Raw genomic sequence first — 26,259 nt, forward strand, 5'->3', positions numbered from 1 at the left:
CGGCATGTCGGAGCACTCAGCGAACCCTTCACCGACGGTCGCCGCAACCGGCCGTCCCCTGGCGGTCAAGGCCGTCATCCCGGCCGCCGGACTGGCCACCCGCTTCCTGCCGGCCACCAAGGCGGTGCCCAAGGAACTGCTGCCGGTGGTGGACCGGCCGGTGTTGCAGTACATCGTCGAGGAGGCCACCCAGGCCGGCATCGGCGACGTGTTGCTGATCACCGGTCGGGGTAAGACGTCGATGGTGGACCACTTCGACCGTCGCCCCGACCTGGAGACCAGGCTGGAGGAGAAGGGCGACGCCGAGCGGCTGGCCGCCGTGCGTCGGCCCAGTGAGCTGGCCGAGATCTACACCGTCCGGCAGCCGGAGCAGCTCGGGCTCGGTCACGCCGTCGGGTACGCCGAGTCCCACGTCGGCGACCAGCCCTTCGCGGTGCTGCTTGGCGACGAGTTCGTCAAGCCGTCCGAGCCGCTGCTGCCGGCAATGCTTGAGTTGCAGGCCCGCACCGGCGGCGTGGTGCTCGCCTTCTTCGAGGTCGACCCGGCCGAGACCAAGCGGTACGGCATCGCCTCCGTCGAGCCCGCCGAGTCGGAGCTGACGGACATCGGCGAGGTCGTCAAGGTGACAGGCATGGTGGAGAAGCCGCAGCCGGAGGACGCGCCGAGCAACCTCGCCGTGCTCGGCCGGTACGTGCTGCCGGGCAAGATCTTCGACGCGATCCGGCGGACAAAGCCGGGCAGCGGCGGCGAGATCCAGCTGACCGACGCCATGGAGTTGCTGCGCACCGAGGGCACGCCGGTGCACGCGATCGTCTACCGGGGCACCCGCTACGACACGGGCATGCCGCTGGGCTACCTGCAGACTGTCGTGCAGATCGCCGCCGAGCGCGAGGACCTCGGCGCCGAGTTCCGCTCCTGGCTTGCCGAGTTCGTGAAGGCCGACGCGGCAGGCGGATCTGGTACATGACAGCTACGGCCGACGCCGAGGCGGCCGCGAACGAGTTGACGCCGCTCGCCGACTACCTGGGCAGCGTGCTGCGCAGGTTACGAGCGCTGCCGCCACTCGACCTCGACCTCACCCAGGCGCACGGCAACGTCCTCGCCGAGGACGTCGTCGCGCCGCACGCCTTCCCGGCCTTCGACCAGGCGGCCGTCGACGGTTACGCGGCCCGCTGGGAGGACATCTCCGGAGGGGGCCGGGGGCCGAGCTACGTCCCGGCTCCCTCCGGCACGCCCGGCGGTCGGACGATCCGGCTCAACGTCGTCGGCGACCTGGGCGCGGCGAGCTGGCGACCCGTGCGGCTCACCCCGGGCTCGTGCTTCTCGGTGGCCGCCGGTGCGCCGCTGCCGATCGCCGCCGACGTCGTGGTCCCGGTGGAATGGACCGACCAGGGCATGGCCGCCGTGGAGATCTTCCGCACCCCCAAGCGGGGGTACGGGGTCCGCCGCGCCGGTGAGGAGTTGCCGGCCGGCACCCTGCTCGCCCGGGCCGGCACGTACGTCTCCCCGGCGCTTGTCGCGGTCTTCGCCGCCACCGGCATCGGGCACGTGGTGGTGCGGCCCAGCCCACGTGTGGTCATCGTGGCCACCGGCGACGAGTTGGTCGACGTGGGCCGGGGCAGCCAGCCCGGTCAGGTGGTGGACGCCAACTCGCACGCGTTGACCGCCGCCGCGGCCGAGGTGGGCGCCCTGGCGTACCGGGTGGGCATCTGCGACGACGACCCGGAAGGGCTGCGCGGGCTTCTGGAGGACCAGACCCTGCGCGCCGACCTGATCATCACCACCGGGGGGACCGGCACCGGCCCCGGCGACATGGTGCGCCGGATCCTGTCCCGCCGTGAGGGCGGGCGGGCCGGCCCGGTCACCTTCACCGACGTGGCGCTCTATCCGGGCACCGCGCTCGGCTTCGGCACCGTCGGCGCCGAGGAGGTGCCTGTGGTCTGCCTGCCCGGCGACCCCGGTGCCGCGCTTATCGGCTTCGAGGTGCTCGCCCGCCCCGCGATCCAACTGCTCGCCGGCGCCGAGCCGGTGTTCCGGCCCAGCGTCCGCGCGCACCTGCTGGAGACCGTGTCGTCACCGGGTGGGCTGCGCGAGTTCCGACCCGCGCACGTCGCCGAGCGGCGCGGCGGCGGGTACACGGTGCAACCGCTCAGCGGCGGCCCGTTCACGCTCTCCGGGCTGGCCGAGGCGAACGGGCTGCTGGTGCTCGGCGAACGGGTCACGTCCGCCGCAGCAGGCTCCACCGTGGACGTACTGCTGCTCGACCGCCGTCGGTGACGCCACCCGACCGGGCCCGTCACCGGTTCCTCGCGGGTCCACTTGCGCGCGACAGGGTCCCGCGCGGGAGACTGTGCGGGTGAGTCTCTTCGGACCCGCGCGGGCACCCGGCTGGCCGGCGGTGCTGACCGACGGCCCGGTGCTGCTGCGCCCCTACCGGCGCTCCGACGCGGTTGCCTGGTCAGAGGTGCGACGGGCCAACCGTGCCTGGCTGGCGCCCTGGGAGTCGTCGCTGCCCGGCGGCTGGGACGAGCTGAACTCGCCTGCCGCGTTCCGCTGGGTGCACCGCGACCAACGGCGGTCGGCCCGCGAGGGCGAGGGCATGCCGTTCGCGGTCTGTCTGCGGGAGGCCGACCGGGAGCGACTGGTCGGGCACATAAACGTCGGCAGCATCGTTCGGCGCGCCTTCTGCTCCGGGTACGTCGGCTACTGGGTGGACGCCCGGGTCGCCGGGCAGGGCGTGATCCCGACGGCCCTCGCACTCGCCGTGGACCACGCCTTCGGGCCGGGCGGGCTGCACCGGGTCGAGGTCAACATCCGGCCGGAAAACCGACCGTCCCGGCGGGTGGTGGAGAAACTCGGCTTCCGCGAGGAGGCGTACCACGTGCGCTACATGCACATTGACGGTGCCTGGCGAGACCACATCGGATACGCGATGACGAGCGAGGAGATTGCCGCCGAGGGCGGTCTGTTGGCCCGCTGGCATCGGGTACGCGCCAATGCGCGGTGAGCCGTCCCACGCACGGGATCGGCGCGGCGCGGTGGCATCCCGGTCGGCGCGCCGTAACCTCAAGTAACTGCAAGCTGCGGCAAGCGCTCCTCGTCCGGACGATCTACGCACCGAGGCACGATTGGTGGAAGATCCTGCGGTCCGGAGGCGGTTGCTCCGAATTCGGTGACGGGAGGGGTGAGGGTGCCGACCTCGGTGCTCCTCGCCGTCCTCGCCGCCGCCGGCCTGCTCGCCCTGGCCCCGGCGTTGGTTCGCCGGTACGACGCCACCGAGCGGCTGGTGGCGGAGCGGGCGCAGTCGACGGCGCGGGTGCTCCAGCGCCGCCGACGGCGCCGCACTGTGCCCGGACGCCAGCCCGTCCACCCGCCACGCTCGCTCACCATCACTCTCAGTGAAGACGCGACTACAGGGAAGTTGGCGGCGCCGGTCTCCGCGCCCCCGGCGGCACGCCGCTCCGGCCGGCTGCGCGCCGTACCGCCAGCCCCGAAGCGGTCCCGCCGCCGCCCGCCGCCGAGCCGACAGCACACCCCCGCCGTGTACCGTCGCCGCCGCGTGCTCGCCGCCCTGCTGCTGCTCAACGTCGTCGAGCTGATCGGCGTCCTGTTCGTCAGCCCCGGCTTCTGGATCAGCTTCTCGGTCACCTTCCTGCTGCTCGCCACGTACGTCGTCCACCTGCGCGGTCAGGCCCTCGCCGGCCGCCGCCGACGCCGCGCCCGAGCCCGCGAGGCGGCCTGGCTGGCCGCCCGCCAGGCCGAGGTCCGCCGGGAACAGGCCCGCCGTGCCGCAGCCCGCCGGGAGGCGCAGCGCCGCCTTGCCGCCCAACGCGAGGGGGTACGCCGAGCCGCCATGGGCCTCGACCGCCCCGGAGACCTGCCGGCGGCAGTCAACGGTGGCTCGGTGTCGTACCGGCGCTCGGGCGGGCTCCGCGGCCGCCCCTACGAGGCCGGCCGAGGCGCGTAGCCGCGCGCGGCGCAAGTGGGGCGCCCTCGGCCTCGACGGGCGTTCCGGCGGTTGGTGGGCGTCCCGGCCTCGACGGGCGGTCCGGCGGTTGGTGGGCGCTCTCGGCCTCGACGGGCGGTCCGGCGGTTGGTGGGCGCTCTCGGCCTCGACGGGCGGTGTTTTCGGTTTCAGGGGCCCTGTCGGCGCGGGGGTGATCGACTCCATGTCGCCGACCTGGCGGTATCGCTGGCGCGGGACACCGCCAGGTCGGCGATATGGAGTCGATCAGCGGTCAGGTCGGGTGGCCTGCGTTGATCGACTCGGTTTCCATGAAGTCGGGGTGTCGTGGCGTCCCGAATGCCCCGGTTTCAAGGAAGTCGAGTGGATCTTCCGGCAGGGGGCAGCGCCGCGCCGGGGGCGGATTCGCGGTGAGGGCCGGCGACCTGTTAGCCTTGCTGCCGGCCCGCCCGGTGTAAGCCGGGTGGGACCGAAGCCGGTTCGCCGGTGGGGGGCTGTGGCGCAGACTGGTAGCGCACCTCGTTCGCATCGAGGGGGTCAGGGGTTCAAATCCCCTCAGCTCCACCCCAGGTCAAAGGCCGTTTCCCGTAGTGGGGGACGGCCTTTTTCGCGATCACTTGCCGCACGCCCGGCCTGCCGCGACACCCCCCGCGTTCGGGCAGGATCCGTCGGACCGTCTCGACACTGACCGATGCGATGTAACCGCGTCGAACAGGTCCTTCCCGCAGCCTGCTCAAACCTCAGCAGGAACGGCAGGCCGAGGGTCACGCTCCTGAGCGCGAGGCGGCCTGCTTGTCCGCCCGCCAGGCCGAGGTCCGCCGGGAGCAGGCCCGCCGTGCAGCGGCCGGGCGATGACCAAGGCGCTAGGTCAGGAGTTGGATACGAGGTGCGTCGTGGCTGTGGGCGATGGGCGCCGCGCAGTGCTCGCAGGTGTAGGTCACCGGGCGGATGAGGTTGGACTGGGTTGAGAGGGTGCCCGGCTGGACCGGCTCCGGGCAGAGGTAGGCAAGGTGGAGCCGGACCCACGGGACGTGGGTCGACGCGAGCGACGGTTGGTCCTGTTTGGCGTCTTGGAAAGGTGCCCACCAGTAGTCCACGACTGCGCGCAGGATCGTTCGTTTCCGCTCGTCGGTGCTGTCGAACGCGGCGATCCGCGCGGCCGCGGGATGCCGGCCCTTTCTGCTGTCACCCGAGCACGTTCCCTGTTCGGCGCCGTGTTCCAACTCGGTGGTGCGGCCGGCCCGTTGGCAGATGAAGCAGTCCAGGCTGAGTTCGATGCCGCTCTTCCAGTGCAGGTTGTGGAATGGCGATTCGCCGAGGGTGAGGACGGCCGACACTTCGAGGGATCGCAGCATGATTCGATCTTGGCAGGCGTAGTGCCCAGCCGGGGAGGGCCGGACGCCTGGGTGCGGTAGCTGAAGGTCTGACCGGGCGAGGTAGCGCCTGCGTGGGGCCGACCCCGATGGGTCGGCCCCACGTCACCGCGTCAGGGCTTCCAGCTGGCGGCGGTCTTGAGCCTGTGCTGGTATTCCAGCGTGCCGTTGGTGTCGGGCACGTTGAACACGACGCTACCGGCGTGCGTGGTGCCGGCGGGCAGGTTGGTGCCGGAACGCAGCGACGTGCCGCAGCCGGACAGGACCCCTACGATCGAGCTGGTCTTGGTGCCGTCGGCGGCAACCCACCAGAAATACAGCGGGTTGATCGAGCCGGTTCCCTCGGTGATCGACACGGTCACGTCGGCGATCACGTACATGCCCTTGTCGGGCTTGCGGCCGCCCGTCCTGCACGGTTCGGTGGAGGTGCTGAACTTGGTCACGGTGACCTTCATGACGCCCCGGTCGTCGTCGATCTGAGCGGAGTTCCCGGCCGGCATGTTCATCGACGGGCCGCCGCTGGACGACGGGGCGGGCGTCGGCGGCCTTCCGATATCGGGTATGGAATCGATCGCCTGGTTCGTGGCGCGGTTCGCACTGACGACCAACGTCACGATGCCGCCCACGCAGCACAGCAGGGCGAGCACGGCTGCGATGACCGCGATGATCAACACGGTCTTCGTGGAGTTCGACCCCGTCGCGGGCGGCGGCCCGGCCGGCGGATAGCCCGGCCCGGCCGGCGGATAGCCCGGCCCGGCCGGCGGATAGCCCGGCCCGGCCGGCGGCGGGTACGCGCCGCCGCCGGCGGGCGGGTACGCACCTGCTGCGAGCGGCGCCTGCTGCCAGTGCGCACCCGGCGGGGTCGGACCCGGCGGGGTGGGGTACGGCGGGGTGGGGTACGGCGGGGTCGGCTGTGGAGCGCCCGCGAACGGCGGCTGGGGCGCGTTGTCAAACGGCTGCGGCGCGCCTGCGAACGGCTGCTGTGGAGCGCCTGCGATCGGCGGCTGCTGCTCGTCGCTGTCGGAGGGGTGCGGTTCGGCAGGCTGCTGCGCACCGAACTCCAGCGGTGGGGGTGGCAACCACGATTCGGGCGCCTTCGGGGCCGTGGAGTCGGCGTTCTGCGGAGGTGTCGCCGGGAACTGCTGAGCCGGCGGCTCGGGGTTCGGCTGTTGAGGGTCCTGCGGCCCGTTGGAGGGCTGGGGGTGGGTCAACGTACTCCTTGGCGCTTCGGCACGTGCGATTCGGGAACCCGCCGACGTTACCGTGCCTGTCGAGAGTCCTGTCGATGCGTCGCGCCCTGTCCCATCGACGCGTCCGGCTGGACAGTGTGGACGACCCTCGGGCGGCGACTCAGCTGAGCGTGAGGACGGCTGCGGTTCGGACCAAGCCGTCGGCGACCACGAACCGCCCGGTGATCGTGGCCGGCGGATCGACGACGTCGGCTGCGTCCACCCGGGCCGGTGCGATCCGGGCGGTGAACGTGCCGGCGTCCGGGTCGAGGGTCAGGTGGGCGTCGTGGAAATCCAACCAGCTGCCGACGATCGGGTACCACACCTTGTAGACGGTCTCCTTGGCGCTGAAGTACACGACCGGCCAGGAGATGTCGGCGGGCAGCCGGGAGCAGTTCTCCTCCTCCTCGGGCAGCAGCACGAGTCGGCGTACTCCCTCATTGATCTCGCGGTGCCGCTCGGCGTCCATGCCGACGGACCGGATGTCGGTGGCGTGCGCGGCGGCGGCGGCGCAGTAGCCGCTTGTGTGGGTGATGGTGCCGACGACGCCGGCCGGCCAGACCGGCGCCCGGTCGGCGGCGGCCGGCACTGCCGTCTCCGGCAGACCGAGGCTGGTCATTGCCCGGCGGGCGCACACGCGGCCGGCCGTGAAGTCCCGGCGACGGGTCTGCACCGCCCGCTCACCGAGGCACGCCTGCTCGGCGGCGAGCAGTTCCCCGGCCCAGTCGTCGGGCCCGGCGACGGCCACGGCGACCGTGGTCGGCAGCAGGTCACGCATCGGTGTCGCCTACCGATCGGTAGAAACGGGCGTGGAGTGCCGACATTCGGCCGACGGTCAACTTTCTGACTCCCACGAGGGGAGAACGTACCGCAAAGATGTATCACCGGAGGGACGCGTCGCTCCCTCCCTGATGGCTCCGGGGGGACCACCATCAAAGCTGGCCGGATATAGGCGGCCGCCAGTCCCGTGGACATCTGGAGAGGACGTGCGATGACCGATGGTGCGGAACGGCCGGGGGCGCGGGCCGACGACCACGCCCCGGCGACCCCGGGCTGGACGTGCGGCTCCTGCGGTGAGGAGTGGCCGTGCGCGACGAAGCGCGGCCGGCTGCTCGCGGAATACGGAGGTGACCGGGCGATGCTCAGTGTCTATCTGGGATCGTGTCTCGCCGCCGCCACGGAGGACCTGCGCACCGCCCCGGTCATGTCTCTCCAGGATCGCTTCATCGGCTGGTTGCCGCGCCGCCGCTGACCGCCGGGCCGCCTGTCCGCCGGGCCGCCTGTCCGCCTGGCCGCCGGTCAGCCGGTGGCCCCGCCCTGGGGTGGGGCCACCGGCCTGGGTCGGGCGGCGTTCAGGCGCGTCGGGGCCGCCGGGTCAGCGCGAAGCCGAACACGCCCGCCACCGCGGCGAGCACGCCGCCCACGCCGGTCCAGATCCAACGCGAGCCGAGATCCGGCAGCCAGCCCGTCAGCGAGTCACCCTCGTCGTCGGCTTCCGGGTCCACAGTTGGTACGGCGGTGAGCACGGTGCCCGCCTGGGTGTTCGGCACCAGCGGCGTGGCCAGCTCGCCGTCGTCGGCCGAGGAGCCCCGATCGGCGATGACGCCGACGAGCAGGTCCACGTCGATGGGCGCGCCGAGGTCCGGCTCCGGCAGGTCCACCACGGACAGCCGGATGACGTACGTGCCGGGCAGCGGGTCGGCCGACCACGGCTCCGCCCAGGGCCGCACCTCGCGCAGCGTGCAGCCCAGCGCCACACTCGTCGCCTGCTGATCCACCGTCGGGGTCTGTGCCCCTGCGGTGCAGGCCTGCCGCCGCCGCAGCCCGTCGAAGACGTCGACGGTCCAGGTGGAGGCACCACCGCGTGCCTTCGGGAAGGTGACGGTGGCACTGATCTCGTGCACCTGGCCGGCGGTGGCGGGGAACGACCAGTACAGGTGGTCGCCGACCGAGGCGTCCACCCGTACCGGCTGCCCGGCGGTGATTGGGGTGGCGGTGAGGAACGAGGTGCCGGCCCGGGTCACAGGTGTGGCGCCCGGCGACGGCGTGGGGGCGGCGACGGCCGCCGCGGGCAGCAGGGCGGCCGCGCCGGCGGCGAGCAGCGAGGCCAGCGACCGGAACAGAGCGGTACGCATCAGTTCGTCCTCCAGGTGGCGACCCACCAGCGGGTGAGCAGGCCGGCGAGCAGACCGGTGAGCAGGCCGGCGACCGTGAGCAGGGCGAGCAGCACCCAGCCACGGCCGAGGTCGGGCCCGTCCGGGCCGGGTGCGGCGGTGACCACGTCGATGGTCAGCTCCACAGGCATGCCGGGGGTCGCGGCTGTTCCCGGGCGAGGGGCGAACGAGTTGCTCACCACCAGGCAGACGGTGGTGGGCTCGATGACGGGTGCCGGGGTCTGCTCGGCCTCGGTCGCGTCCTCGTCGTCGGCGGTGGCCGACCAGCGCAGCCCGGCGGAGAGCACGTCGGCGCGTCCGCTGCCGGCGTCCGCTCCACGGACGAGTTCCCGCCCGTCGGCGGCGGTGGCCCGCAGCAGCACCCCGTAGTCCCTGTTCACCGGCCGGTCCAGCGCCATGCTCACCGAGGCGCGCAGCTCCTGCCCGGGGCGGACCGGCACCCGGTAGTAGCGGTGTTCGGAGAACGCCTCCCGGTCCGCGTAGACCCCGGGGGCGAGCAGCGGGGCCGAGTCACACGCGTTGGTGCCGCCGACGACTGTCGGCGCCCGGGTGTGGGTGTCGGCGGCCCGCTCGACGAGCTGCTTGATTCGGCCGGTCAGTTCCTCGGCGCTCTGCGCGGCGGTGTAGGTGCCGCCTGTCGCGCTGGCGATGCAGAGCAACTGCCGGCGGACCTTTTCGTCGGGCGCCAGGCCGAGGGTGTCGACGACCAGGCTGGTGCCCTGCGCAGCCAGTTCCCGGGCCACCTCACAGGGGTCCGGCGGGGCGCAGGTGTCCTCCCCGTCGGTGATCAGCACGATCCGTCGGGTGGTGGAGCCGGTGCCCAGATCCTGCGCGGCGGTGCGCAGCGCGAGCCCGACCGGGGTGAACCCGGTCGGCCGCAGTGTCGCCACCGCCGCCTTGGCCTGGGCGCGGTCCACCGGCCCGACCGGAACGATCTGTTGGGTGTCCTGGCACCCGACCTTCTTGTCCTTGCCCCGGTAGGTCGCGCCGAGCACCCGGATGCCGAGCTGTGTCTCCTCCGGCAGCGCGTCCACCACCTCGTTGAACGCCTGCTGGGCGACGGCGATCCGGCTGCGTCCGTCGATGTCGGCGGCACGCATCGAGCCGCTGACGTCGAGGACGAGTTCGACCCGGGGCGGCTCCGCCACCGGTTCTTCGTCGGCCGCCGCCGGGGCCGGCCCGGTTAGCGCGGTGGTCGCCAGCAGTCCGATGAGGACGGCCGCCGATCGTCTGAAGTTGATCACGGCCGGCAGTGTAGTGAGATCCACTTTGGATGATCACCCGGGTGGTTGGTTCTCGCGACCGTCCGGCGGACCGGCGGCACGCCCCCGCAGGGCGGTCGGTCAGGCGGGCGCGTCGAGCAGGGCAACGAGCCGTTTCGGCGCGACCTCCCGGTACGCGTCCCGGCACAACTCGTCGATCTCGGTCCAGTCGACTGTGCCGTCGAGGCGTACGCCGAGCCAGCCCCGGCCGCCCACGTAGGGCGGACGGAAGAAGCGGGCCGGGTCGGCGGCGATCAACTCCGCCTGGGCGCCGGGCGGGGCCGCGCACCAGAGGTGGGGGAATTCGTTCTGGTGATGCCCGTCGGCGTGCAGGGTGACGAAGACGGTCTTGTCCCGGATGAACCAGGTAGGTGACCCGTGGCTGGGCCGCTCGGTCGCCTCGGGCAGGGCAAGGCAGATCTCGCGGACCCGGTTCAGCAACTCCACGGCACCCTGTCTCTCGTCGCAATCGCCAGACCCCGCACGGCGAGCCGGGTCGGAGAGGGCCCGCAGTGGCGCGCGGCATCGGAGCGACCCGACAAGGCGCTGGGTCCACGGCGGGTCACCCTGGGTCAACTATCGAAGGAAACGACCGGACGCGGTTGGAATCGTCGGAAATCTGACCCAAGTTGACCCGTTGTGCCTGTGGTGTGGGGTGGTTAAGCTCTCCATGCGCGCCCCAATCGCCCGCTTCCCCCGTGGCAGGCGATCGGGGCGCGCGTCTTTGTCGAACGGGCCCGCACGCTTCACGCGTGCGGGCCCGTCTCCGTCGCGCTGCGCGGCGCGTCGCCTGTCGGTGCTTATATCCACCGGCCGTCGAGCCACATCCTCGACAACCAGTCCGAGTACGGAATCACCGAGCCCACGAAGATCGGATAGAAGTACGCGAAGCACAGCCCCACCAGCAGCACGTAGGCGCCGGCCGCGACACTGCCCACAAGCCGCCGCTCGTACGCCGGGTCGCCGGGCGTCAGCCGCGTCATCTCGCCCACCTCGCCCCCGGCTGGGGCGATAAGCGCACCCAGCACGTAGACGACTGCCAGCACCAGGAACGGCAGCACGGGCGCGGCGTAGAACGAGAACATCGTCCGGCCTTCGAGGGCGAGCGCGAACCAGGGCAGGATCCCCGCCGCCACGCTCAGCAGGATCGCGCCGGCCCGCCAGTCGCGCCGTGCCACGCCCAGCCACGCAAGCGCCACGAGGGCGGGGAGGAACGACCACCACAGCAGCGGGGTGCCCAGCAGCAGGATCTCCGAGGCGCAGGTCGGTGCGCCGCAGGGCCCGTCGGTCGCGTAGTGGAATGCCACCGGCCGGCCGAGCAGCAGCCACTGCCACGGCCACGACTGGTATTTGTGCGCGTCGTCGAGTTGGGCGTGGAAGCCGTACGCCGCGCGGTGGTATTCGAAGAGGTTGATCAGCGGGCCGATCACCGGGGTGTCACTGAGCGAACCGGTCGGGTATGCCGGCGACGACGCCAGCCGGTAGTAGCCGTCATCGGTGAGCAGCCATCCCGACCAGGTGGCGATGTAGGTGACCAGCATCAGCACGCCGGCCAGCACCAGCCACGGCAGCTCGTCGAGCGCGGTGTCCCGCCAGGGCCGGCGGACGCCCGCGGACCGGCGGACCCCGACCTCCCAGAGGATCACCAACAGCGCGAAGGCGGGCACGAAGTAGACAGCGCTCCACTTCACCGCGCAGGCGCAGCCGATCAGCACCCCGGCGGCCAGCCGCCACCAGGGCCACGTGCGCCAGCCCGTCGGCGGACGGCCCGCGCGGCCCGGCAGGCTCGGGTCGAGCCCATCGTCGAGAGCGCGTGCCCAGCGCCGCCGGCGGGCGTCCCGGTCGAGCACCAGCGCGCCGAAGGCCGCCAGCACGAAGAACAGCAGGAAGATGTCGAGCAGCGCCGCCCGCGACAGCACCAGGTGGAAGCCGTCCAGGGCGAGCAGCAGACCTGCCGCGCAGCCCAGGACCGTCGAGCGGAACATCCGCCTGCCGATGCGGACCAGCAGCAGCACGGACAGGGTGCCGATGACAGCCGCCGAGAACCGCCAGCCGAACTCCGGCGCGGTGGTGATCAGGTGGCCGGGTACGGAGACCTTCGAGTCGGCGTCCTGATAGCCGAAGGCCCACTCGCCGAGGCCGATCAACCACTTGCCCAATGGCGGGTGCACCACGTACGAGGGGACGTTGTCCTTGTAGTTCCACTCGACGCCGCGGCTGATCAGCCCGTAGGCGTCCTTGGCGTAGTACGTCTCGTCGAAGATCTTGCCACTGGGGGTGGACAGGCCCACGAAACGTAGGATCGCCGCGATGGCCACCACCACCCAGGTGGCGAGCCACGAGAACCGGTCCGCTCGGGCATCGACGGTGGCGAACCGGCGGCGGATGACAGCGGCTGTGCCGCCGCCGTCCACGCGGGGCGGCGGCGGATCCGCCGTGGGGCCGGGCTCGCCGGTCACCTCGACCGTGTCAGCCGGGTCGGCGCTCGGGCTCTGCGCTGTCGACGCACTCGTCACCCGGCGATCGTAGGCTGCCAGGGTGTCCGGTGGCGCCCGTCGTCCCTGATACCGGTATGGATTGTCGATGAAGGAGACGATGTCGTGGGTGAAATGTCCGAGGCTGGGCGCCTCATTCTGCTCGGTGCCCCGCTCGGAAACCCCGCCGACGCGTCGGCCCGGCTCCGAGAGGTGCTGGGAAGCGCCGACGTGGTCGCCGCCGAGGACACGCGTCGCCTCACCCGGCTGGCCCGCGATCTCGACATCACAGTCGGGGGCCGGATCGTCTCCTACTTCGAGGGCAACGAGGAGCGGCGGACCCCCGAACTCGTGGAGGTCATCCTCGGCGGGTACACGGTGGCGCTTGTCACCGACGGCGGCATGCCGAGTGTCTCCGACCCGGGCTACCGGCTGGTCCGGGCCGCACTGGACGTCGGGGCGCCGGTCACCGTCGCCCCCGGGCCCAGCGCGGTGACCACCGCCCTCGCCGTCTCCGGGTTGCCCTGCGACAGGTTCTGCTTCGAGGGGTTCCTGCCCCGGACGCCCGGCGCCCGTCGGTCTCGGCTGCGGGCGCTCGCCGCCGAGGAGCGCACCCTCGTCTTCTTCGAAGCCCCGCACCGGATCGGCGCGGCGCTCACCGACCTGGCCGACACGTTCGGCGCGGACCGGCCGGCCGCGCTCTGCCGGGAGCTCACCAAGACCTACGAGGAGGTGCTCCGCCGGCCCCTCGGCGAACTGGCCCGCTGGGCAGCCGAGGGCGATCCACGCGGGGAGATCACCCTGGTGGTCGCCGGAGCGCCGGTGACCGCCCCGGAGCGCCCCGACGACGACACCCTGCGCGCGGCGGTCGCCGAGCGCGAGGCCGCCGGCCGGTCCCGCCGGGACGCCATCACCGAGGTCGCCACCGAGTACGCCATGCGTCGCCGCGACGTCTACACGATCGTGCACAGCTGACCGGCGCCCCCGACCGCGCCGGGTTCACCACGCGGCGACGAGGAATCCGAGGGTGATCAGCGCAGGGCCGGCCAGCGCGGCGGTCACCGCCCAGCGGCGGTGCCGCCGACCGGGCAACCGGGTCGCGCCGGTCCACCTGGCGATGCCGGCGGCGCAGCCGGCCACCACCAGCAGGCCGGGCAGCCAGCGCAGGTGCCGACCCGCGCCGGCGTCGGCGTACGCGGTGCCGCTGCCCGGGCCGGTCATCCTTGCCGGCAGGGCCGTCCCGGGAGCGTCGCGTCCGGCGGGCACGCCGCTGATGCGTACCCCGTGGGCCAGGAACCGACCGTCGGCCGCCGTGAAGACGCCCCGGCACCGCTGGGACAGCCCGCCACCGGTGCACTCGTCGATCACCACGGTGCCGACCCGGGCGTGCCCTACCGCGAGCCAGAACGGCCCGGCGCTGACCCAGGCGAAGAAGGCCGCGACCAGGCTCAGCAGCACAAGCGCGGCCAGCCCGGGCAGCGGGTCCGGCAGCGCCGTCGTCCGGGTCGGCGCGCGGCGGGCGGGCCGGCGACCCCGCCGCGGCTCGGAGTCCTGCCGCACCGGGGTGCCGTCCCAGTGCACCTGCTCGATCGGCGCCCAGAAGGCACCGCCCTCGTCCTCCGGCGCGTCCGCGTCGAGCCGGCGGGCGCCCCGGTGCCAGCGATTCTGCTGGCGGACCGGCACGCGACGTGGCAGCGCGTCAACGGGTGCCCCGGTGGTCGGCTCCACGTCGACTGTCGGCTCCACGTCGACAGGCGCCCCGGCCAGATCCGCAGGCGTGTCGGCTCGTGGCGCGGAGCCGGGCCGAGGGACGGAGTCGGGTCCGGGCGTGGGACGCGGACGTCTGGTGCCGCCGTTGCCGGTGTCGGGCACCACCCGGGGCGCGGGCGGCACGCCAGCGGCCCGGGCCGCGGCGGGTGCCGGGGTGGGCTCGTCGTCGACCACCGGCCCGGTGGGAGGGTCGTCGTGATCCCGGGCCGCTCGTCTGCCAGTCACGACGTTCATTGCACACCGGGCAGGGAGGCAGAACGGGCAGCTGGACAGCGTGTCGGCGACAAATCGGACCAACGGCCGGTGTGGCCGGCCCGGTCCGCCGGGCCGGCACCCCCCATTGGTTCGCGGGCTCCCCGGACGGGTCACTAGGCTTGCTGCTCATGAGTCACGTTCTCGCGGCAGTGGCATGGCCGTACGCCAACGGCCCCCGCCACATCGGCCACGTCTCCGGTTTCGGCGTTCCCTCCGACGTCTTCGCCCGGTACATGCGGATGGCCGGCCACGACGTGCTCATGGTTTCTGGCACCGACGAGCATGGCACCCCCATCCAGGTGCAGGCCGACGCCGACGGGGTCACCCCGCGCGAGCTGGCCGACAGGTACAACAGGGTGATCGTCGAGGACCTGCACGGCCTCGGGCTCTCCTACGACCTGTTCACCCGCACCACCACCCGTAACCACTACGCGGTGGTGCAGGAGTTGTTCGAGGGGATGTACCGCAACGGCTACATCGTGCCCAAGACCACGATGGGGGCGATCTCGCCGTCGACCGGGCGCACGCTGCCCGACAGGTACATCGAGGGCACCTGCCCGATCTGCGGGTACGACAGCGCCCGCGGCGACCAGTGCGACAACTGCGGCAACCAACTCGACCCGATCGACCTGATCGACCCGAAGTCGCGGATCAACGGAGAGACCCCGAAGTTCGTCGAGACCGAGCACTTCTTCCTGGACCTGCCCGCCCTCGCCGACGTGCTGCGGCAGTGGCTGGACAACCGGGACGGGTGGCGGCCCAACGTGCTGCGGTTCTCCCGCAACCTGCTCGACGACCTCCAGCCGCGGGCGATCACCCGGGACCTGGAGTGGGGCGTACCGATTCCGCTCGACGACTGGCGGGACCGCCCCGACAAGCGGATCTACGTCTGGTTCGACGCGGTGATCGGTTACCTGTCCGCCTCGATCGAGTGGGCCCGCCGCTCCGGCGACCCGGAGGCGTGGCGCAGGTGGTGGTCGACCGACGGCGAGGGCAAGGACGCGCGGTCGTACTACTTCATGGGCAAGGACAACATCGTCTTCCACTCGGTGATCTGGCCGGCGTTGCTCTCCGGTTACTCGGGCGAGGGCTCCCGCGACGGCGAGCCGGGCCAGCTGGGCCGCCTCAACCTGCCCACCGAGGTGGTCTCCAGCGAGTACCTGACCATGGAAGGCCGCAAGTTCTCGTCGTCCCGCAAGGTCGTCATCTACGTCCGCGACTTCCTGGAGCGCTACGACGCCGACGCGCTGCGCTACTTCATCGCCGCCGCCGGCCCGGAGAGCAACGACACGGACTTCACCTGGGCCGAGTTCCTCCGCCGCAACAACGACGAGCTGGTCGCCGGCTGGGGCAACCTGGTCAACAGGTCCGTCTCGATGGCGGCGAAGAACTTCGGCGCGATCCCGCCGGTCGACCCGGCCGGCCTCACCGAGGCCGACGAGGCGCTGCTCGCGGTGGCCCGGGCGGGCTTCACCACTGTCGGCGACCTGATCGGCCGGCACCGGCAGAAGCAGGCCATCGGCGAGGCCATGAAGGTGGTCGCCGAGGCCAACAAGTATCTGTCCGAGCAGGCGCCGTGGAAGCTCAAGGCGGAGGCCGACAAGCCCCGCCAGGGCACGATCCTGCACGTCGCCCTCCAGGTGGTCAGCGACGCGAACACGCTGCTCACCCCGTTCCTGCCGCACTCCGCGCAGCAGGTGCACGAGCTGCTCGGCGGCACCGGAGTGCACGCGCCGATGCCTGTCATCGAGCAGGTCGACGACCTGGACGGCGGGCCGGCGTACCCGGTGCTGACCGGGGACTACACGGTAGGTGCGCGCTGGGAGTCGGTGCCGCTGGAGGCCGGCCGGCCACTGGCCGCGCCGACGCCTGTGTTCCGCAAGCTCGACCCGTCGATCGTCGACGAGGAGCTGGCCCGCCTGGCCGACTGAGCGTACGACGCGCGGCGGTGAGCGTCCTGCCGCCGCGCGTCGTCACATCGCGTACCGGGTGTCCATCACCTGGTCGTCTGTCACGTCGGCGCGCGGCGCCCACGTCTCGTAGACGCCCCGGTCGTGGCACTGCGCGCCGGTGGTGACCACCGAATCCGGGTCCGGGTGGCGCAACCGCAAACGCAGCCAGCCGGCCTCCTCCCGCAGCACGAGGCACGGCACGCCCCGCCACTGCGCGAACCGGAGCCGGCGGGCCACCAACTCCACCGGGTACCGGGCCGCCCGGGTCATGGCGAGGACCCGGAAGCCGCCGGGCAGGTCGGCCACCGCCTCGTACTCGGTGTCGCCGTACATGCCGACCAGTTGGGTGGAGCGCGGCGCGTCCCCGGTGGGCACATACTCCTGGTCGGGGGACAGATCCGGCACCGCGGCCAGCAGGTGTCGCCACTGCGGGCCCGCCATCCGCAGCCATCCGCGCTGCTCGGCCTGGTAGGTGTAGAGCACCACCTCCACCCCGTCGGCGGGGTACGCGAGCAGTGTGGCGTTCGCCGGCATCGGCAGGTCGGCGAAGTCCCGGGTGATGAACTCCGGGATGAGCTGGCCGTTGCTCGGCACGAAGCCGGTGCCCAGCACCGGTGGACCCACCCGGTCCCGGGATGCCAGGGCGGTCAGCCCACGGTGGGCCGCGCCCGCCGGTACGTCGTAGTCACCCGGGTCGGCGGCCCGCCACCGCAGCGCGTACGCGACGTCCAGGCCGTCCCGGCCGGTGTCCCCGTCGGTGCGCAACACAGTCGTCGCCGCCGGAGTGCGCAGGTGCGCCACATCGTGCTCCCGGTAACAGAAGCCGCGCGGCAGCCAGCCCCGTACGTAGCCGGAGAGTTGCCGGGCGGAGAGCATCTTCACCATCCGGGTGCCCCGCCGCAGGGCCGCCGACGCGCGCACCGCGACGAGAGTCGGGTCGCCCGCCGCGGACGGCTGCTGGCTGAGCTGGTGCAGGTGGTTCCAGCCCTGCTCCCGGTGCGCCGGCATCATCAGCGGCGTCTCCGGCTCCTCGGCCGCCGAGGTGGCCCCGTGCACAGCGGTCACCTCGGTGACGTGCACGAACCGACGCCACGGCAGGGCACTGCCGGGCCGGGGCGCCCACTCGAAGCCGGCCACCTCGCTGGCGCTGAACAACTCGTACGCGGCACCCCGGGCGATCTCCTCGGCCGGGTACAGCCCGCCACCGAACGCCACGCGCAGCCCGGTCCGTTCGCCGGCGGCGCCGCCGGCCTGGGGAGTGACGCTCATGTCGCCACCTCCCTCTGCTCGGTGAGATGTGGGCCGTCACGGCCCGGTGGCGCACTCAGTCCGCTCACGCGGCGACGCTAGAGTCGCGCGGCGTAGTCGGGGTGAACGCCGGGTGGCGGGCGGATGGACAGGCCCGATGTGTGATGCTGTCGCTGATGAGCGAGCCGACTGAAACCCGCCGCGAACGTGCCGCCCGGCGGGCCGGAGAGTTCCCGCCCGCCCCCGAGCCACTGCCCCGGCCGGTGCTGGACAGCCACACCCACCTGGACCTCACCCTCAGCGAGGCAGGCGTGCCCGGCGGCGGGCCGGCCGACGACCCGATCGCCGCGGCGGTCGGCGCGGCCGCCACGGTAGGTGTGGACCGGCTGGTCCAGGTGGGCGTCGACGTGGCGTCCTCACGCTGGGGCGCGGACGTCGCCGACAGTCATCCCGCCGTGCTGGCCACCGTGGCGCTGCACCCCAACGAGGCGCCCCGACTGGCCGACCTCGACGAGGCGCTGCGGGAGATCGAGTCGTTGGCCGCCCGCGACCGGGTCCGGGGGATCGGCGAGACCGGGATGGACTTCTTCCGGACCGGTGACGAGGGGCGCGCCGCGCAGGAGGAGAGCTTCCGGGCGCACATCGCCATCGCCAAGCGGCACGACAAGGCGCTCGTCATCCACGACCGGGACGCGCACGCCGACGTCCTGCGGATCCTCGACGACGAGGGCGCCCCGGACACGGTGGTGCTGCACTGCTTCTCCGGTGACGCCGACTTCGCCCGCGAGTGCGTCCGCCGGGGCTTCCTGCTCAGCTTCGCCGGCACTGTCACCTTCGGCAGCGCCGGCCCGCTGCGGGAGGCCGCCGCGCTGACACCTGTGGACCAGATCCTGGTGGAGACCGACGCCCCGTACCTCACCCCGATGCCGTACCGGGGCCGGCCGAACGCCTCGTACCTGATCCCGCTCACTGTCCGCGCGCTCGCCGCGACCACGGGCACCGACCTGGACGAGCTGTGCGCGGCCATCTCGGCCACCGGCGACCGGGCCTTCGGCCCGTGGTGAGCCCGGCCCGCCGGTCGGCACCGACGCCGCCGCTACGCTGCCAGCCATGACCGGTCTCCTCGGCCCGGCGGAGATCCGGGAACTCGCCGCCCGGCTGGGCGTCGCGCCCACCAAGAAGCTGGGCCAGAACTTCGTGCACGACCCGAACACCGTGCGCCGGATCGTCACCGCCGCCGGCCTGACCCCCGACGACGTGGCCCTGGAGGTCGGCCCCGGGCTCGGCTCGCTGACCCTGGGGCTGCTGCCCGTCGCCGGGCACGTGCACGCCGTCGAGATCGACCCGGTGCTCGCCGGGGCGCTGCCGGAGACCGCCGCGCGGCACGCCGGGCCGGACGCCGGCCGGCTCACCGTGCACCGTGCCGACGCGCTGCGCATCCGCGCCGCCGAGCTGGCCGACCCGCCGCCGACAGCGCTTGTGGCGAACCTGCCCTACAACGTGGCCGTGCCGGTGGTGCTGAACCTGCTCGCCGAGCTGCCCACCCTGCGCCACGGCCTGGTCATGGTGCAGAAAGAGGTAGCCGACCGGCTTGTCGCCGGTCCCGGCTCGAAGGTGTACGGCATCCCGTCGGTCAAGCTCGCCTGGTACGCGAAGGCCCGCAGCGCCGGTCGGGTGCCGCCGAACGTGTTCTGGCCGGTGCCCAATGTCGACTCCGGCCTGGTGGCCTTCACCTGCCACGAGCCGCCCCGCGCCGACGTACCCCGGGAACGGGTCTTCGCCGTGGTGGACGCGGCGTTCGCGCAGCGTCGCAAGACCCTGCGCGCCGCGCTGGCCGGCTGGGCCGGCGGCGCGGACCGGGCCGCTGCCGCGCTCACCGCGGCCGGCGTCGACCCCGGCGCCCGGGGGGAGTCGCTTACCGTCGAGCAGTTCGCCGCCATCGCCGCGTCGGCCCCGGTGGGTACGCCGGCCGCGAAGTAGGCTGACGCCGTGCCCGCCAAGGAGTTGACCTTGATCAAGCCGTTCGACGCTCGCCTGCTCGTGCGGGACGTCACCCCGTGACCGAGGCCTGGCGACCGGACGACGAGGACGAGCGGCGCGGTGCCATCGGGCCGGTGAAGGTCCGGGTGCCCGCGAAGATCAACCTGCACCTCGGGGTGGGTCCGCTGCGCCGCGACGGCTATCACGAGTTGAACACCGTCTACCACGCCATCTCGATCTACGACGAGTTGACGGCCCGCCGGGGCGACACGCTCGCCCTGACCATGGAGGGCGAGGGCACCGGCGAGCTGGCGTTGGACGACACCAACCTGGTGATCCGCGCCGCGCACGCCCTCGCCGGGTACGCGGGGGTGCTGCCGCACGCCCGACTGCATCTGCGCAAGCAGATCCCGCTCGCCGGTGGGCTGGCCGGCGGCAGCGCCGACGCGGCCGCCGCGCTTGTGGCCTGCGACGCGCTCTGGGGCACCGGGCTGTCCCGCGACGAGCTGGCCGGGATCGCCGCCGACCTCGGTTCCGACGTGCCGTTCCTGATCTACGGCGGCACCGCGCTGGGCACCGGCCGGGGCGAGGCGGTCAGCCCCGTGCTGGTCCGGCCGACGTCCTGGCACTGGGTGGTGGCGATCGCCGACGTCGGCCTGTCCACACCTGCCGCCTACCGCGAGCTGGACCGGCTCCGCGACTCCGGTGCCGCCGGCACCCCGCTGGGCAGCACCGATGCCCTGCTGGGCGCGCTGCGTCAACGTGACCCCCGGGTCCTCGCCCGTACGCTCGGCAACGACCTTCAGGACGCGGCCCTGGCGATGCGCCCGGCGCTGGCGGACACGCTGAAGGCCGGCGAGGCGGCCGGCGCGCTCGCCGGCATCGTCTCCGGCTCCGGCCCGACCTGCGTCTTCCTCGCCCCCGACGCGGCGAACGCGGAGCGGATCGCCGCCGAGCTGGCCGCCGCTGGCGTGTGCCGACAGGCCCGGGTCGCGCACGGCCCGGTCGCCGGAGCCCGCGTCGGCTGACGTCGCGTCCGGCCCGTCGTCTGCCGGGGCTGCCGCGGCGGCCGAGCTGGACGCCGGTGGGCGCGCGGCGCGGTAGGCCGGGGCGTCCGCGTACCCTTGTGGCAGGCGTCCAGGTGCCCGCCGGCACCCGGACGCCTTGATCATGAAGGGTGGAACGTGGCCAACATCGTCAATCTGGACCGGGTGTCCAAGGGGTACGGCGCCGCCGGGCGGCTGCTCACGGACGTCTCGCTCGGCCTGGACGACGCCGACCGGATCGGCGTGGTCGGCCTCAACGGTGCCGGCAAGTCCACCCTGTTGCGGCTGCTCACCAAGCAGGAGGACCCTGACGACGGCCGGGTGACCCACCGCCGTGACCTGCGCGTGCTCTGGCTGCCGCAGCAGCTCACGCTCGCCCCCGACGCCACAGTCCGGGACGTAGTGCTCGGCACCGCCTGGCTCGGCGAAGGCATGGGCGCCGAGCACGAGTGGGCCGGTGACGCCGGTGTGCGCGCCATCCTCGACGGCCTCGGCATGCCACACCTCGGCCTCGACCAGCCGGTCGGCCCGATGTCGGGTGGCGAACGTCGCCGGGTGGCGCTCGCCGCGCTGCTCGTCCGCGACTCCGACCTGTTGATCCTCGACGAGCCCACAAACCACCTCGACGTCGCCGGTGTCGACTGGCTGGCCCGGCACCTGGTCGGCCGCAAGGGCGCCCTGGTGGTGGTCACCCACGACAGGTGGTTCCTGGACGCGGTCTGCACCAACACCTGGGAGGTCGCCGACCAGGCCGTCCGCGCCTACGAGGGCGGGTTCGCGGCCTGGATCCTCGCCCGAGCCGAGCGTGAACGCGTCGCCGCCGCCACCGAGGCCCGCCGGCAGAACCTGCTCCGCAAGGAGATCGCCTGGCTGCGCCGTGGCCCGCCGGCCCGCACCTCGAAGCCCCAGTTCCGCATCGACGCCGCCAACGCGTTGATCGCCGACGTGCCGCCGGCCCGCGACACCATGTCGTTGCAGCGGATGGCCACCTCCCGGCTCGGCAAGCAGGTGTACGACCTGGAGAACGTCGAGCTGCACGCCGGGCCGAAGGAGATCCTGCGGGACACCACGTGGCTTGTCGGCCCCGGTGACCGGATCGCCATTCTCGGTGCCAACGGCGCCGGCAAGACCACGCTGCTGCGGATGCTCGCCGGCATCACCCGCCCCGACGGTGGCCGCTTCAACACGGGCTCCACGGTCCGGCCGGCGTTCCTGTCCCAGGAGCTGGCGGAGCTGCCCGGCCACCTGCGGGTCCTCGAAGCCGTCGAGGAGGTCGCCCGCCGCGTCCAGCTCGGCGACCGGGAGGTCTCCGCTGCCCAACTCGCCGAGGTCTTCGGCTTCGACGACCGCCGCCTCTGGACGCCTGTCAGCGACCTGTCCGGCGGTGAGCGCCGCCGGTTGCAGATGCTGCGGCTGCTCGCGGGTGAGCCAAACGTGCTGCTCTTCGACGAGCCCACAAACGACCTGGACACCGACACCCTGGCCGCGCTCGAAGATTTGCTCGACTCGTGGCCGGGCACGATCATCGTGGCCAGCCACGACCGTTACCTCATCGAGCGGGTCACCGACACGGCGTACGGGATGTTCGGCGACGGACGGCTCGTGCACCTGCCCGGTGGCGTCGACGAGTACCTTGCCCGAACGGCCGAGCGGGGCGGCGCGCCCCGGGCCGCTGCCAGCCCCACCACCGCGTCCGCCGTTCCTTCCGCTGGCGGCATGTCCGCGGCCGAGGTGCGCCAGGCCCGCAAGGAGCTGACCCGGCTGGAACGGCAGCTCGGCAAGCTCGACCAGCGCGAGGTCACCCTGCTCGACCAGCTCGCCACCGACGCCACCGACTATGCGAAGGTCGCCGACCTGGACACCCAGCTCAAGGATCTGCGCGCCGAACGGGAGCGGATCGAGGAGACCTGGATGACCCTCGCCGAGGACCTGCCCGAGAGCTGACCGGGTGTGGATCGCGTCGGCCGGGGCCGTGTGCGGCGTCACACCACCACATGCGGGACAATCGTCGGCGACACCTCACCCACGGCGTTGGAGACTCAGACATGGCCCACACCCCCGTCAACCACCCCGCGCGGCCGATCTACCGGGCGATCGGCGGGCTGACCGGTCTGTACCTGGTGGTCTTCGGTGTGCTCGGCGTCATCGCGACCGCCGGCGACGAGATCTTCGCCCAGGACGACACCCAGGTGCTCGGCCAGGGCACCAACTTCGGGTTCTCGCTGCTCAGCGTGCTTCTCGGGGTCATCGTGCTGGTCGGCACCGCGCTCGGCCGCAACATCGACGTGGCGATCAACCAGTGGATGGCGTACGGCCTCATGGTGCTCGGCATCGCCAGCCTCGCGTTCATCCGGACCGATGCCAACATCTTCAACGTCAGCATCTTCACCGTGATCGTCCTGCTGACGGCCTCCATGGTGCTGCTCATGGCCGGCATGTACGGCAAGGTCGGCTCGGAGGAGGAGGCGGAGGCGTTCCAGAAGGCTCGCCTCGTGCTCTGATCTTCTTCCCCGGTCGCTGTTGGTTTTCGCCGGAGCCCGAGCTGCTCCGGGCGGTCAGGCTTGATCCCTGCGCAGCTCGGGCTCCGGCGAAAACCTGACCCGGTCCAGCCTTCGGCGGACCGCTTCGGCTTTGCCCGTTCAGCGGACAGCTTCTGTCGCCTTGGGTGACAATCCTCCTGAAACGGTCGAATCAGGAGGACGGGGCAGGGGCATGGCGCACTTTCCGGTGAACCATCCGGCACGGCCGCTCTACCGGGTTTTGGCCGGTCTGGTCGGCCTCTACATCCTGGTCTTCGGCGTCTGGGGTGTCGCCGAGACGATCGGTGACCCGCTCTTCGACAGGGGCAACCACTGGGCGCTCGGCCTGCGAACCAACCTGGCCTTCTCGCTCGCCTCGGTGATCTTCGGAGTCGTCCTGATCATCGGGGCGTCCCGGCGCACCAACCTCGGCCACTACATGAACCTGACCGCCGGCGTGGTGTTCCTGGTGACGAGCATCCTCATGATGTCGGTGCTGCAGACCGAGGCGAACTTCCTCAACTTCTCGATGTCGACGGTTGTCGTGTCGATGGTGTTCGGCCTGATCCTGCTCGGCACCGGCCTCTACGACAAGGTCGGGCCCGAGGAGCACGCCGAAATCGAACGACAGAGACGCAGCCACCCGGTCGCCGAGGCGTACCGCCGCTGAGGGGGGAACGGCCGCAGCCGTCGCTGACGGGGTCAGCGACGGCGCGCCGTGATCAGGGTCGGCTTCGCCTCCAGGTGCGACAACCCGTTCCAGGCCAGGTTGACCAGGTGCGCCGCCACCACCTCCTTGCGGGGCTTGCGCACCTCCATCCACCAGCGGCCGGTCAGGGCCACCATGCCCACGAGCGCCTGGGAGTACAGCTCGGCCAGCTTGGGGTCGTACCCGCGGCTCTTGAACTCGGCGCCCAGGATGTGCTCGACCTGGTGGGCCACGTCGTTCATCACGCTGCTGAAGTTGGCCGTGCCGGACATCAGCGGCGACTCGCGGACCAGCACCCGGAACCCGCTTGTCTCCTCCTCGATGTAGCCGAGCAGCGCCATCGCCGCCTGCTCCAGCAACTCGCGCGGATGCCCTGCGGTAAGTGCCGTGGTGATCCGGTCCAGCAGGGCCCGGACCTCCCGGTCCACCACCACCGCGTAGAGCCCCTCCTTGCCGCCGAAGTGCTCGTAGACCACAGGCTTCGAGACCTTGGCGCGGGCCGCCACCTCCTCTATCGAGGTGGCGTCGAAACCGCGCTCCGCGAACAGTTGACGGCCGGTCGCGATCAACTGCTCCCGCCGCTGCGCCGCCGACATGCGTACGCGGGAGGCGGGCTTGGGTTTTGGCGCGGAGGCCGCGGCCGGCGCCGCGCGCCGGCCGACGGCATCGTTACTTACCTCAGGCATGTCGCCGCCTCGCTGGCGCTCGGTGACGCCCTGCCGTGGGATGGTGCCTCCGCTGTGCCCGTTCACATCGTCGCCTCACTGGCGGGCGGCCTGGCCGCCCTGCCGTGCCGTGCGACCGCGCCCGGATCGGGCTCGGCCCTGCCCGCCGAGCTATCCGGTCCCCCCGCGCCGCTCGGCCATCCGGCCATCCTGCCAGGCGCCCGCTCGGAGTACCGCCCGGTTTAGCTGGGTGGGACCGGCTTCACGAGCTTCGCCGCGATGCGCTCCGGCTTCGGCCAGCGCACCTGCGACGCCGCGCCGGCCTTCTCGAACAACCAGATGACCCGGGCGGAGATGTCCACCTGACCGCGCAGGACGCCGTGCCGCGCGCTCGTGGGGTCGGCGTGGTGCAGGTTGTGCCAGCTCTCGCCGAACGACAGGATCGCCAGCGGCCAGAAGTTCGACGCCCGGTCACCCTGGCGCATGGCGAACGGACGCTCGCCGTAGACGTGGCAGACCGAGTTGATCGCCCAGGTGACGTGGTGCAGCAGGCCGATGCGGACCAGCCCGGCCCAGAAGAACGCGGTGAGCGCGCCCTGCCACGACCAGGTCACCAGGCCGCCGATCAGCGCCGGGCCGAGCAGCGACACCATCACCAGGACCGGGAAGAGCCGGTCCACCCGGCTGATGTCGCGGTCGGCGATCAGGTCGGGTGCGAACCGCTCCCGGTTGGACAACTCCCGGCGGAACAGCCAGCCGACGTGGGCGTGGAACAGGCCCCGGGTCAGCGCCCAGAAGCTGGTGCCGAAGCGCCACGGGGAGTGCGGGTCGCCCTCCATGTCGGAGAAGGCGTGGTGCCGCCGGTGGTCGGCCACCCACTGGATGATCTCGCCCTGCACCGCGAGGGAACCCGCGACCGCCAGCGAGACGCGCAGCCACCGCTTGGCCTTGAACGAGCCGTGCGTGAAGTAGCGGTGGAAGCCGACGGTGATGCCCAGCCCGGAAACCACGTAGAAGACCAGGCCGATGATGACGTCGGTCCAGCCCAGCCAGCCGCCCCAGGCCATCGGCACGGCGACGAGCAGAGCCACGAAGGGGATCACCACGAAGGCATAGAGGGCGGCCAGGATCCCGGGGGACTGGCTCCCATCGGTGAGCGGTTTCGGGCCGGGGCCGGCGGTGTTGGGTTCGAGCAGGGCAGTGGACACGGGACCTCGCAGGGGGTGGGAAAACGATCACTAACTTACGCCTACGTCACCGTAACTTACGGGTCTGTAGATCGCACGAGGAAGTTTCCAAAAAGGCACGGAGAGGCAGGTCAGAGCACTTGGGACGATTCCGCTCCTCGCCGCCAAAACCGCCCTCGATCGGGCCGCCGGTGGGTGTCACCTGGTCGGCCGGCCACCGGTGCCCGAGTCGAACCGGACGGTCCGCCCTGGTGCCCGAGGCAGGCGTGGGCGGAATGAGCGATGGCGTCCGGCGGCCGGGGCGCTAAGGTGTAGCGCGGGATGTCCATCCCGATGTGACGCCCTCGCTTCACTGATCGGCCGTGGTGTAATTGGCAACACCCGGGTCTTTGGTACCCGTATTTCAGGTTCGAACCCTGGCGGCCGAGCTGCACCCTTTGGTCCGTTCTGGG

At 72.2% G+C, this 26,259-nt stretch carries 24 protein-coding genes and 2 tRNA genes; 15 read left to right on the forward strand and 11 right to left on the reverse strand.

Annotation, left to right across the window (positions count from 1 at the left end):
* Positions 1-4 precede the first annotated feature (4 nt).
* The 5 genes from ACFY2Q_RS04830 to ACFY2Q_RS04850 all read left to right on the forward strand — a co-directional run bounded on the left by ACFY2Q_RS04830 (position 5) and on the right by ACFY2Q_RS04850 (position 4,528).
* Positions 5-967 carry a UTP--glucose-1-phosphate uridylyltransferase gene (locus ACFY2Q_RS04830; RefSeq protein ID WP_387127759.1) on the forward strand — a complete coding sequence of 321 codons (963 nt, stop codon included), beginning with the start codon at positions 5-7 and terminating at the stop codon, positions 965-967.
* Positions 964-2,277, forward strand: coding sequence for a gephyrin-like molybdotransferase Glp (gene glp / locus ACFY2Q_RS04835; protein ID WP_357009374.1), 1,314 nt, complete (start codon positions 964-966; stop codon positions 2,275-2,277). The genes ACFY2Q_RS04830 and glp overlap by 4 nt, the downstream gene beginning before the upstream one ends.
* Before the next feature lie 79 nt (positions 2,278-2,356).
* Positions 2,357-3,007, forward strand: coding sequence for a GNAT family N-acetyltransferase (locus tag ACFY2Q_RS04840; RefSeq protein ID WP_387127762.1), 651 nt, complete (start codon positions 2,357-2,359; stop codon positions 3,005-3,007).
* Positions 3,008-3,184: 177 nt separating this feature from the next.
* Positions 3,185-3,967, forward strand: coding sequence for a hypothetical protein (locus ACFY2Q_RS04845; protein ID WP_387127764.1), 783 nt, complete (start codon positions 3,185-3,187; stop codon positions 3,965-3,967).
* 487 nt (positions 3,968-4,454) lie between these two features.
* Positions 4,455-4,528 (forward strand) — tRNA-Ala (locus ACFY2Q_RS04850).
* 299 nt (positions 4,529-4,827) lie between these two features.
* Here ACFY2Q_RS04850 and ACFY2Q_RS04855 read toward each other — a convergent pair.
* The 3 genes from ACFY2Q_RS04855 to ACFY2Q_RS04865 all read right to left on the reverse strand — a co-directional run bounded on the left by ACFY2Q_RS04855 (position 4,828) and on the right by ACFY2Q_RS04865 (position 7,344).
* On the reverse strand, positions 4,828-5,319 hold the full coding sequence (locus ACFY2Q_RS04855; protein ID WP_387127766.1) for a hypothetical protein: 492 nt from the start codon (positions 5,317-5,319) through the stop codon (positions 4,828-4,830).
* A gap of 131 nt (positions 5,320-5,450) precedes the next feature.
* Positions 5,451-6,008 (reverse strand): DUF4352 domain-containing protein, encoded by a 558-nt coding sequence (locus tag ACFY2Q_RS04860; protein WP_387127767.1) that lies wholly within the window; start codon positions 6,006-6,008, stop codon positions 5,451-5,453.
* 679 nt (positions 6,009-6,687) lie between these two features.
* Positions 6,688-7,344: a 4'-phosphopantetheinyl transferase gene (locus tag ACFY2Q_RS04865; RefSeq protein ID WP_387127769.1), complete on the reverse strand. Its 657-nt coding sequence runs from the start codon at positions 7,342-7,344 to the stop codon at positions 6,688-6,690.
* 213 nt (positions 7,345-7,557) lie between these two features.
* On the opposite strand from ACFY2Q_RS04865, the gene ACFY2Q_RS04870 reads away from it, so the two are divergent.
* Complete coding sequence (locus ACFY2Q_RS04870; protein ID WP_387127771.1) at positions 7,558-7,818, forward strand: hypothetical protein; 261 nt, start codon at positions 7,558-7,560, stop codon at positions 7,816-7,818.
* Positions 7,819-7,918: 100 nt separating this feature from the next.
* Here the strand turns inward: ACFY2Q_RS04870 and ACFY2Q_RS04875 are convergent, their stop codons facing one another.
* From ACFY2Q_RS04875 to ACFY2Q_RS04890, 4 genes are all read right to left on the reverse strand, one after another.
* Positions 7,919-8,701, reverse strand: a complete 783-nt coding sequence (locus tag ACFY2Q_RS04875; RefSeq protein ID WP_387127773.1) for a peptidase — start codon at positions 8,699-8,701, stop codon at positions 7,919-7,921.
* Positions 8,701-9,984: a VWA domain-containing protein gene (locus ACFY2Q_RS04880; protein WP_387127775.1), complete on the reverse strand. Its 1,284-nt coding sequence runs from the start codon at positions 9,982-9,984 to the stop codon at positions 8,701-8,703. The genes ACFY2Q_RS04875 and ACFY2Q_RS04880 overlap by 1 nt, the downstream gene beginning before the upstream one ends.
* A 99-nt stretch (positions 9,985-10,083) precedes the next feature.
* Entirely contained in the window at positions 10,084-10,449 is a 366-nt protein-coding gene (locus ACFY2Q_RS04885; protein ID WP_387127777.1) for an MmcQ/YjbR family DNA-binding protein, read from the reverse strand.
* Between the two features lie 353 nt (positions 10,450-10,802).
* Positions 10,803-12,518 carry a dolichyl-phosphate-mannose--protein mannosyltransferase gene (locus ACFY2Q_RS04890; protein WP_387127779.1) on the reverse strand — a complete coding sequence of 572 codons (1,716 nt, stop codon included), beginning with the start codon at positions 12,516-12,518 and terminating at the stop codon, positions 10,803-10,805.
* 93 nt (positions 12,519-12,611) lie between these two features.
* Here ACFY2Q_RS04890 and rsmI point away from each other — a divergent pair, with 93 nt between their 5' ends.
* Entirely contained in the window at positions 12,612-13,451 is an 840-nt protein-coding gene (gene rsmI, locus ACFY2Q_RS04895) for a 16S rRNA (cytidine(1402)-2'-O)-methyltransferase (RefSeq protein WP_387128456.1), read from the forward strand.
* Between the two features lie 24 nt (positions 13,452-13,475).
* Here the strand turns inward: rsmI and ACFY2Q_RS04900 are convergent, their stop codons facing one another.
* A complete protein-coding gene (locus ACFY2Q_RS04900) occupies positions 13,476-14,480 on the reverse strand; it encodes a hypothetical protein (protein ID WP_387127781.1) in 1,005 nt (334 codons plus the stop codon).
* A gap of 149 nt (positions 14,481-14,629) precedes the next feature.
* Between ACFY2Q_RS04900 and metG the strand changes: the two genes are divergently transcribed.
* On the forward strand, positions 14,630-16,432 hold the full coding sequence (gene metG, locus ACFY2Q_RS04905) for a methionine--tRNA ligase (protein ID WP_387127782.1): 1,803 nt from the start codon (positions 14,630-14,632) through the stop codon (positions 16,430-16,432).
* A 42-nt stretch (positions 16,433-16,474) separates the two neighbouring features.
* On the opposite strand, the gene ACFY2Q_RS04910 is transcribed toward metG, so the two are convergent.
* Entirely contained in the window at positions 16,475-17,722 is a 1,248-nt protein-coding gene (locus ACFY2Q_RS04910) for a hypothetical protein (protein WP_387127784.1), read from the reverse strand.
* A 143-nt stretch (positions 17,723-17,865) separates the two neighbouring features.
* On the opposite strand from ACFY2Q_RS04910, the gene ACFY2Q_RS04915 reads away from it, so the two are divergent.
* From ACFY2Q_RS04915 to ACFY2Q_RS04940, 6 genes are all read left to right on the forward strand, one after another.
* Positions 17,866-18,765: a TatD family hydrolase gene (locus ACFY2Q_RS04915; RefSeq protein ID WP_387128457.1), complete on the forward strand. Its 900-nt coding sequence runs from the start codon at positions 17,866-17,868 to the stop codon at positions 18,763-18,765.
* Between the two features lie 46 nt (positions 18,766-18,811).
* Positions 18,812-19,681 carry a 16S rRNA (adenine(1518)-N(6)/adenine(1519)-N(6))-dimethyltransferase RsmA gene (rsmA, locus tag ACFY2Q_RS04920; RefSeq protein ID WP_387127785.1) on the forward strand — a complete coding sequence of 290 codons (870 nt, stop codon included), beginning with the start codon at positions 18,812-18,814 and terminating at the stop codon, positions 19,679-19,681.
* A gap of 77 nt (positions 19,682-19,758) precedes the next feature.
* Entirely contained in the window at positions 19,759-20,709 is a 951-nt protein-coding gene (locus tag ACFY2Q_RS04925; RefSeq protein WP_387127787.1) for a 4-(cytidine 5'-diphospho)-2-C-methyl-D-erythritol kinase, read from the forward strand.
* A gap of 156 nt (positions 20,710-20,865) precedes the next feature.
* The gene (locus ACFY2Q_RS04930; RefSeq protein ID WP_387127788.1) at positions 20,866-22,671 is read left to right on the forward strand and encodes an ABC-F family ATP-binding cassette domain-containing protein; all 1,806 of its coding nucleotides are present in this window, start codon (positions 20,866-20,868) and stop codon (positions 22,669-22,671) included.
* A 101-nt stretch (positions 22,672-22,772) separates the two neighbouring features.
* Complete coding sequence (locus ACFY2Q_RS04935; protein ID WP_387127790.1) at positions 22,773-23,228, forward strand: DUF4383 domain-containing protein; 456 nt, start codon at positions 22,773-22,775, stop codon at positions 23,226-23,228.
* 211 nt (positions 23,229-23,439) lie between these two features.
* Positions 23,440-23,916, forward strand: coding sequence for a DUF4383 domain-containing protein (locus ACFY2Q_RS04940; RefSeq protein ID WP_387127792.1), 477 nt, complete (start codon positions 23,440-23,442; stop codon positions 23,914-23,916).
* Positions 23,917-23,948: 32 nt separating this feature from the next.
* On the opposite strand, the gene ACFY2Q_RS04945 is transcribed toward ACFY2Q_RS04940, so the two are convergent.
* Entirely contained in the window at positions 23,949-24,641 is a 693-nt protein-coding gene (locus tag ACFY2Q_RS04945; RefSeq protein ID WP_387127794.1) for a TetR family transcriptional regulator, read from the reverse strand.
* Between the two features lie 221 nt (positions 24,642-24,862).
* Entirely contained in the window at positions 24,863-25,828 is a 966-nt protein-coding gene (locus tag ACFY2Q_RS04950) for an acyl-CoA desaturase (RefSeq protein WP_387127796.1), read from the reverse strand.
* Between the two features lie 335 nt (positions 25,829-26,163).
* Between ACFY2Q_RS04950 and ACFY2Q_RS04955 the strand changes: the two genes are divergently transcribed.
* Positions 26,164-26,235: transfer RNA gene (locus ACFY2Q_RS04955), tRNA-Gln, on the forward strand.
* Positions 26,236-26,259: the final 24 nt, after the last annotated feature.

Origin of the sequence: Micromonospora sp. NPDC000316, from assembly GCF_042898885.1 — a bacterium.
Classification (GTDB): domain Bacteria; phylum Actinomycetota; class Actinomycetes; order Mycobacteriales; family Micromonosporaceae; genus Micromonospora.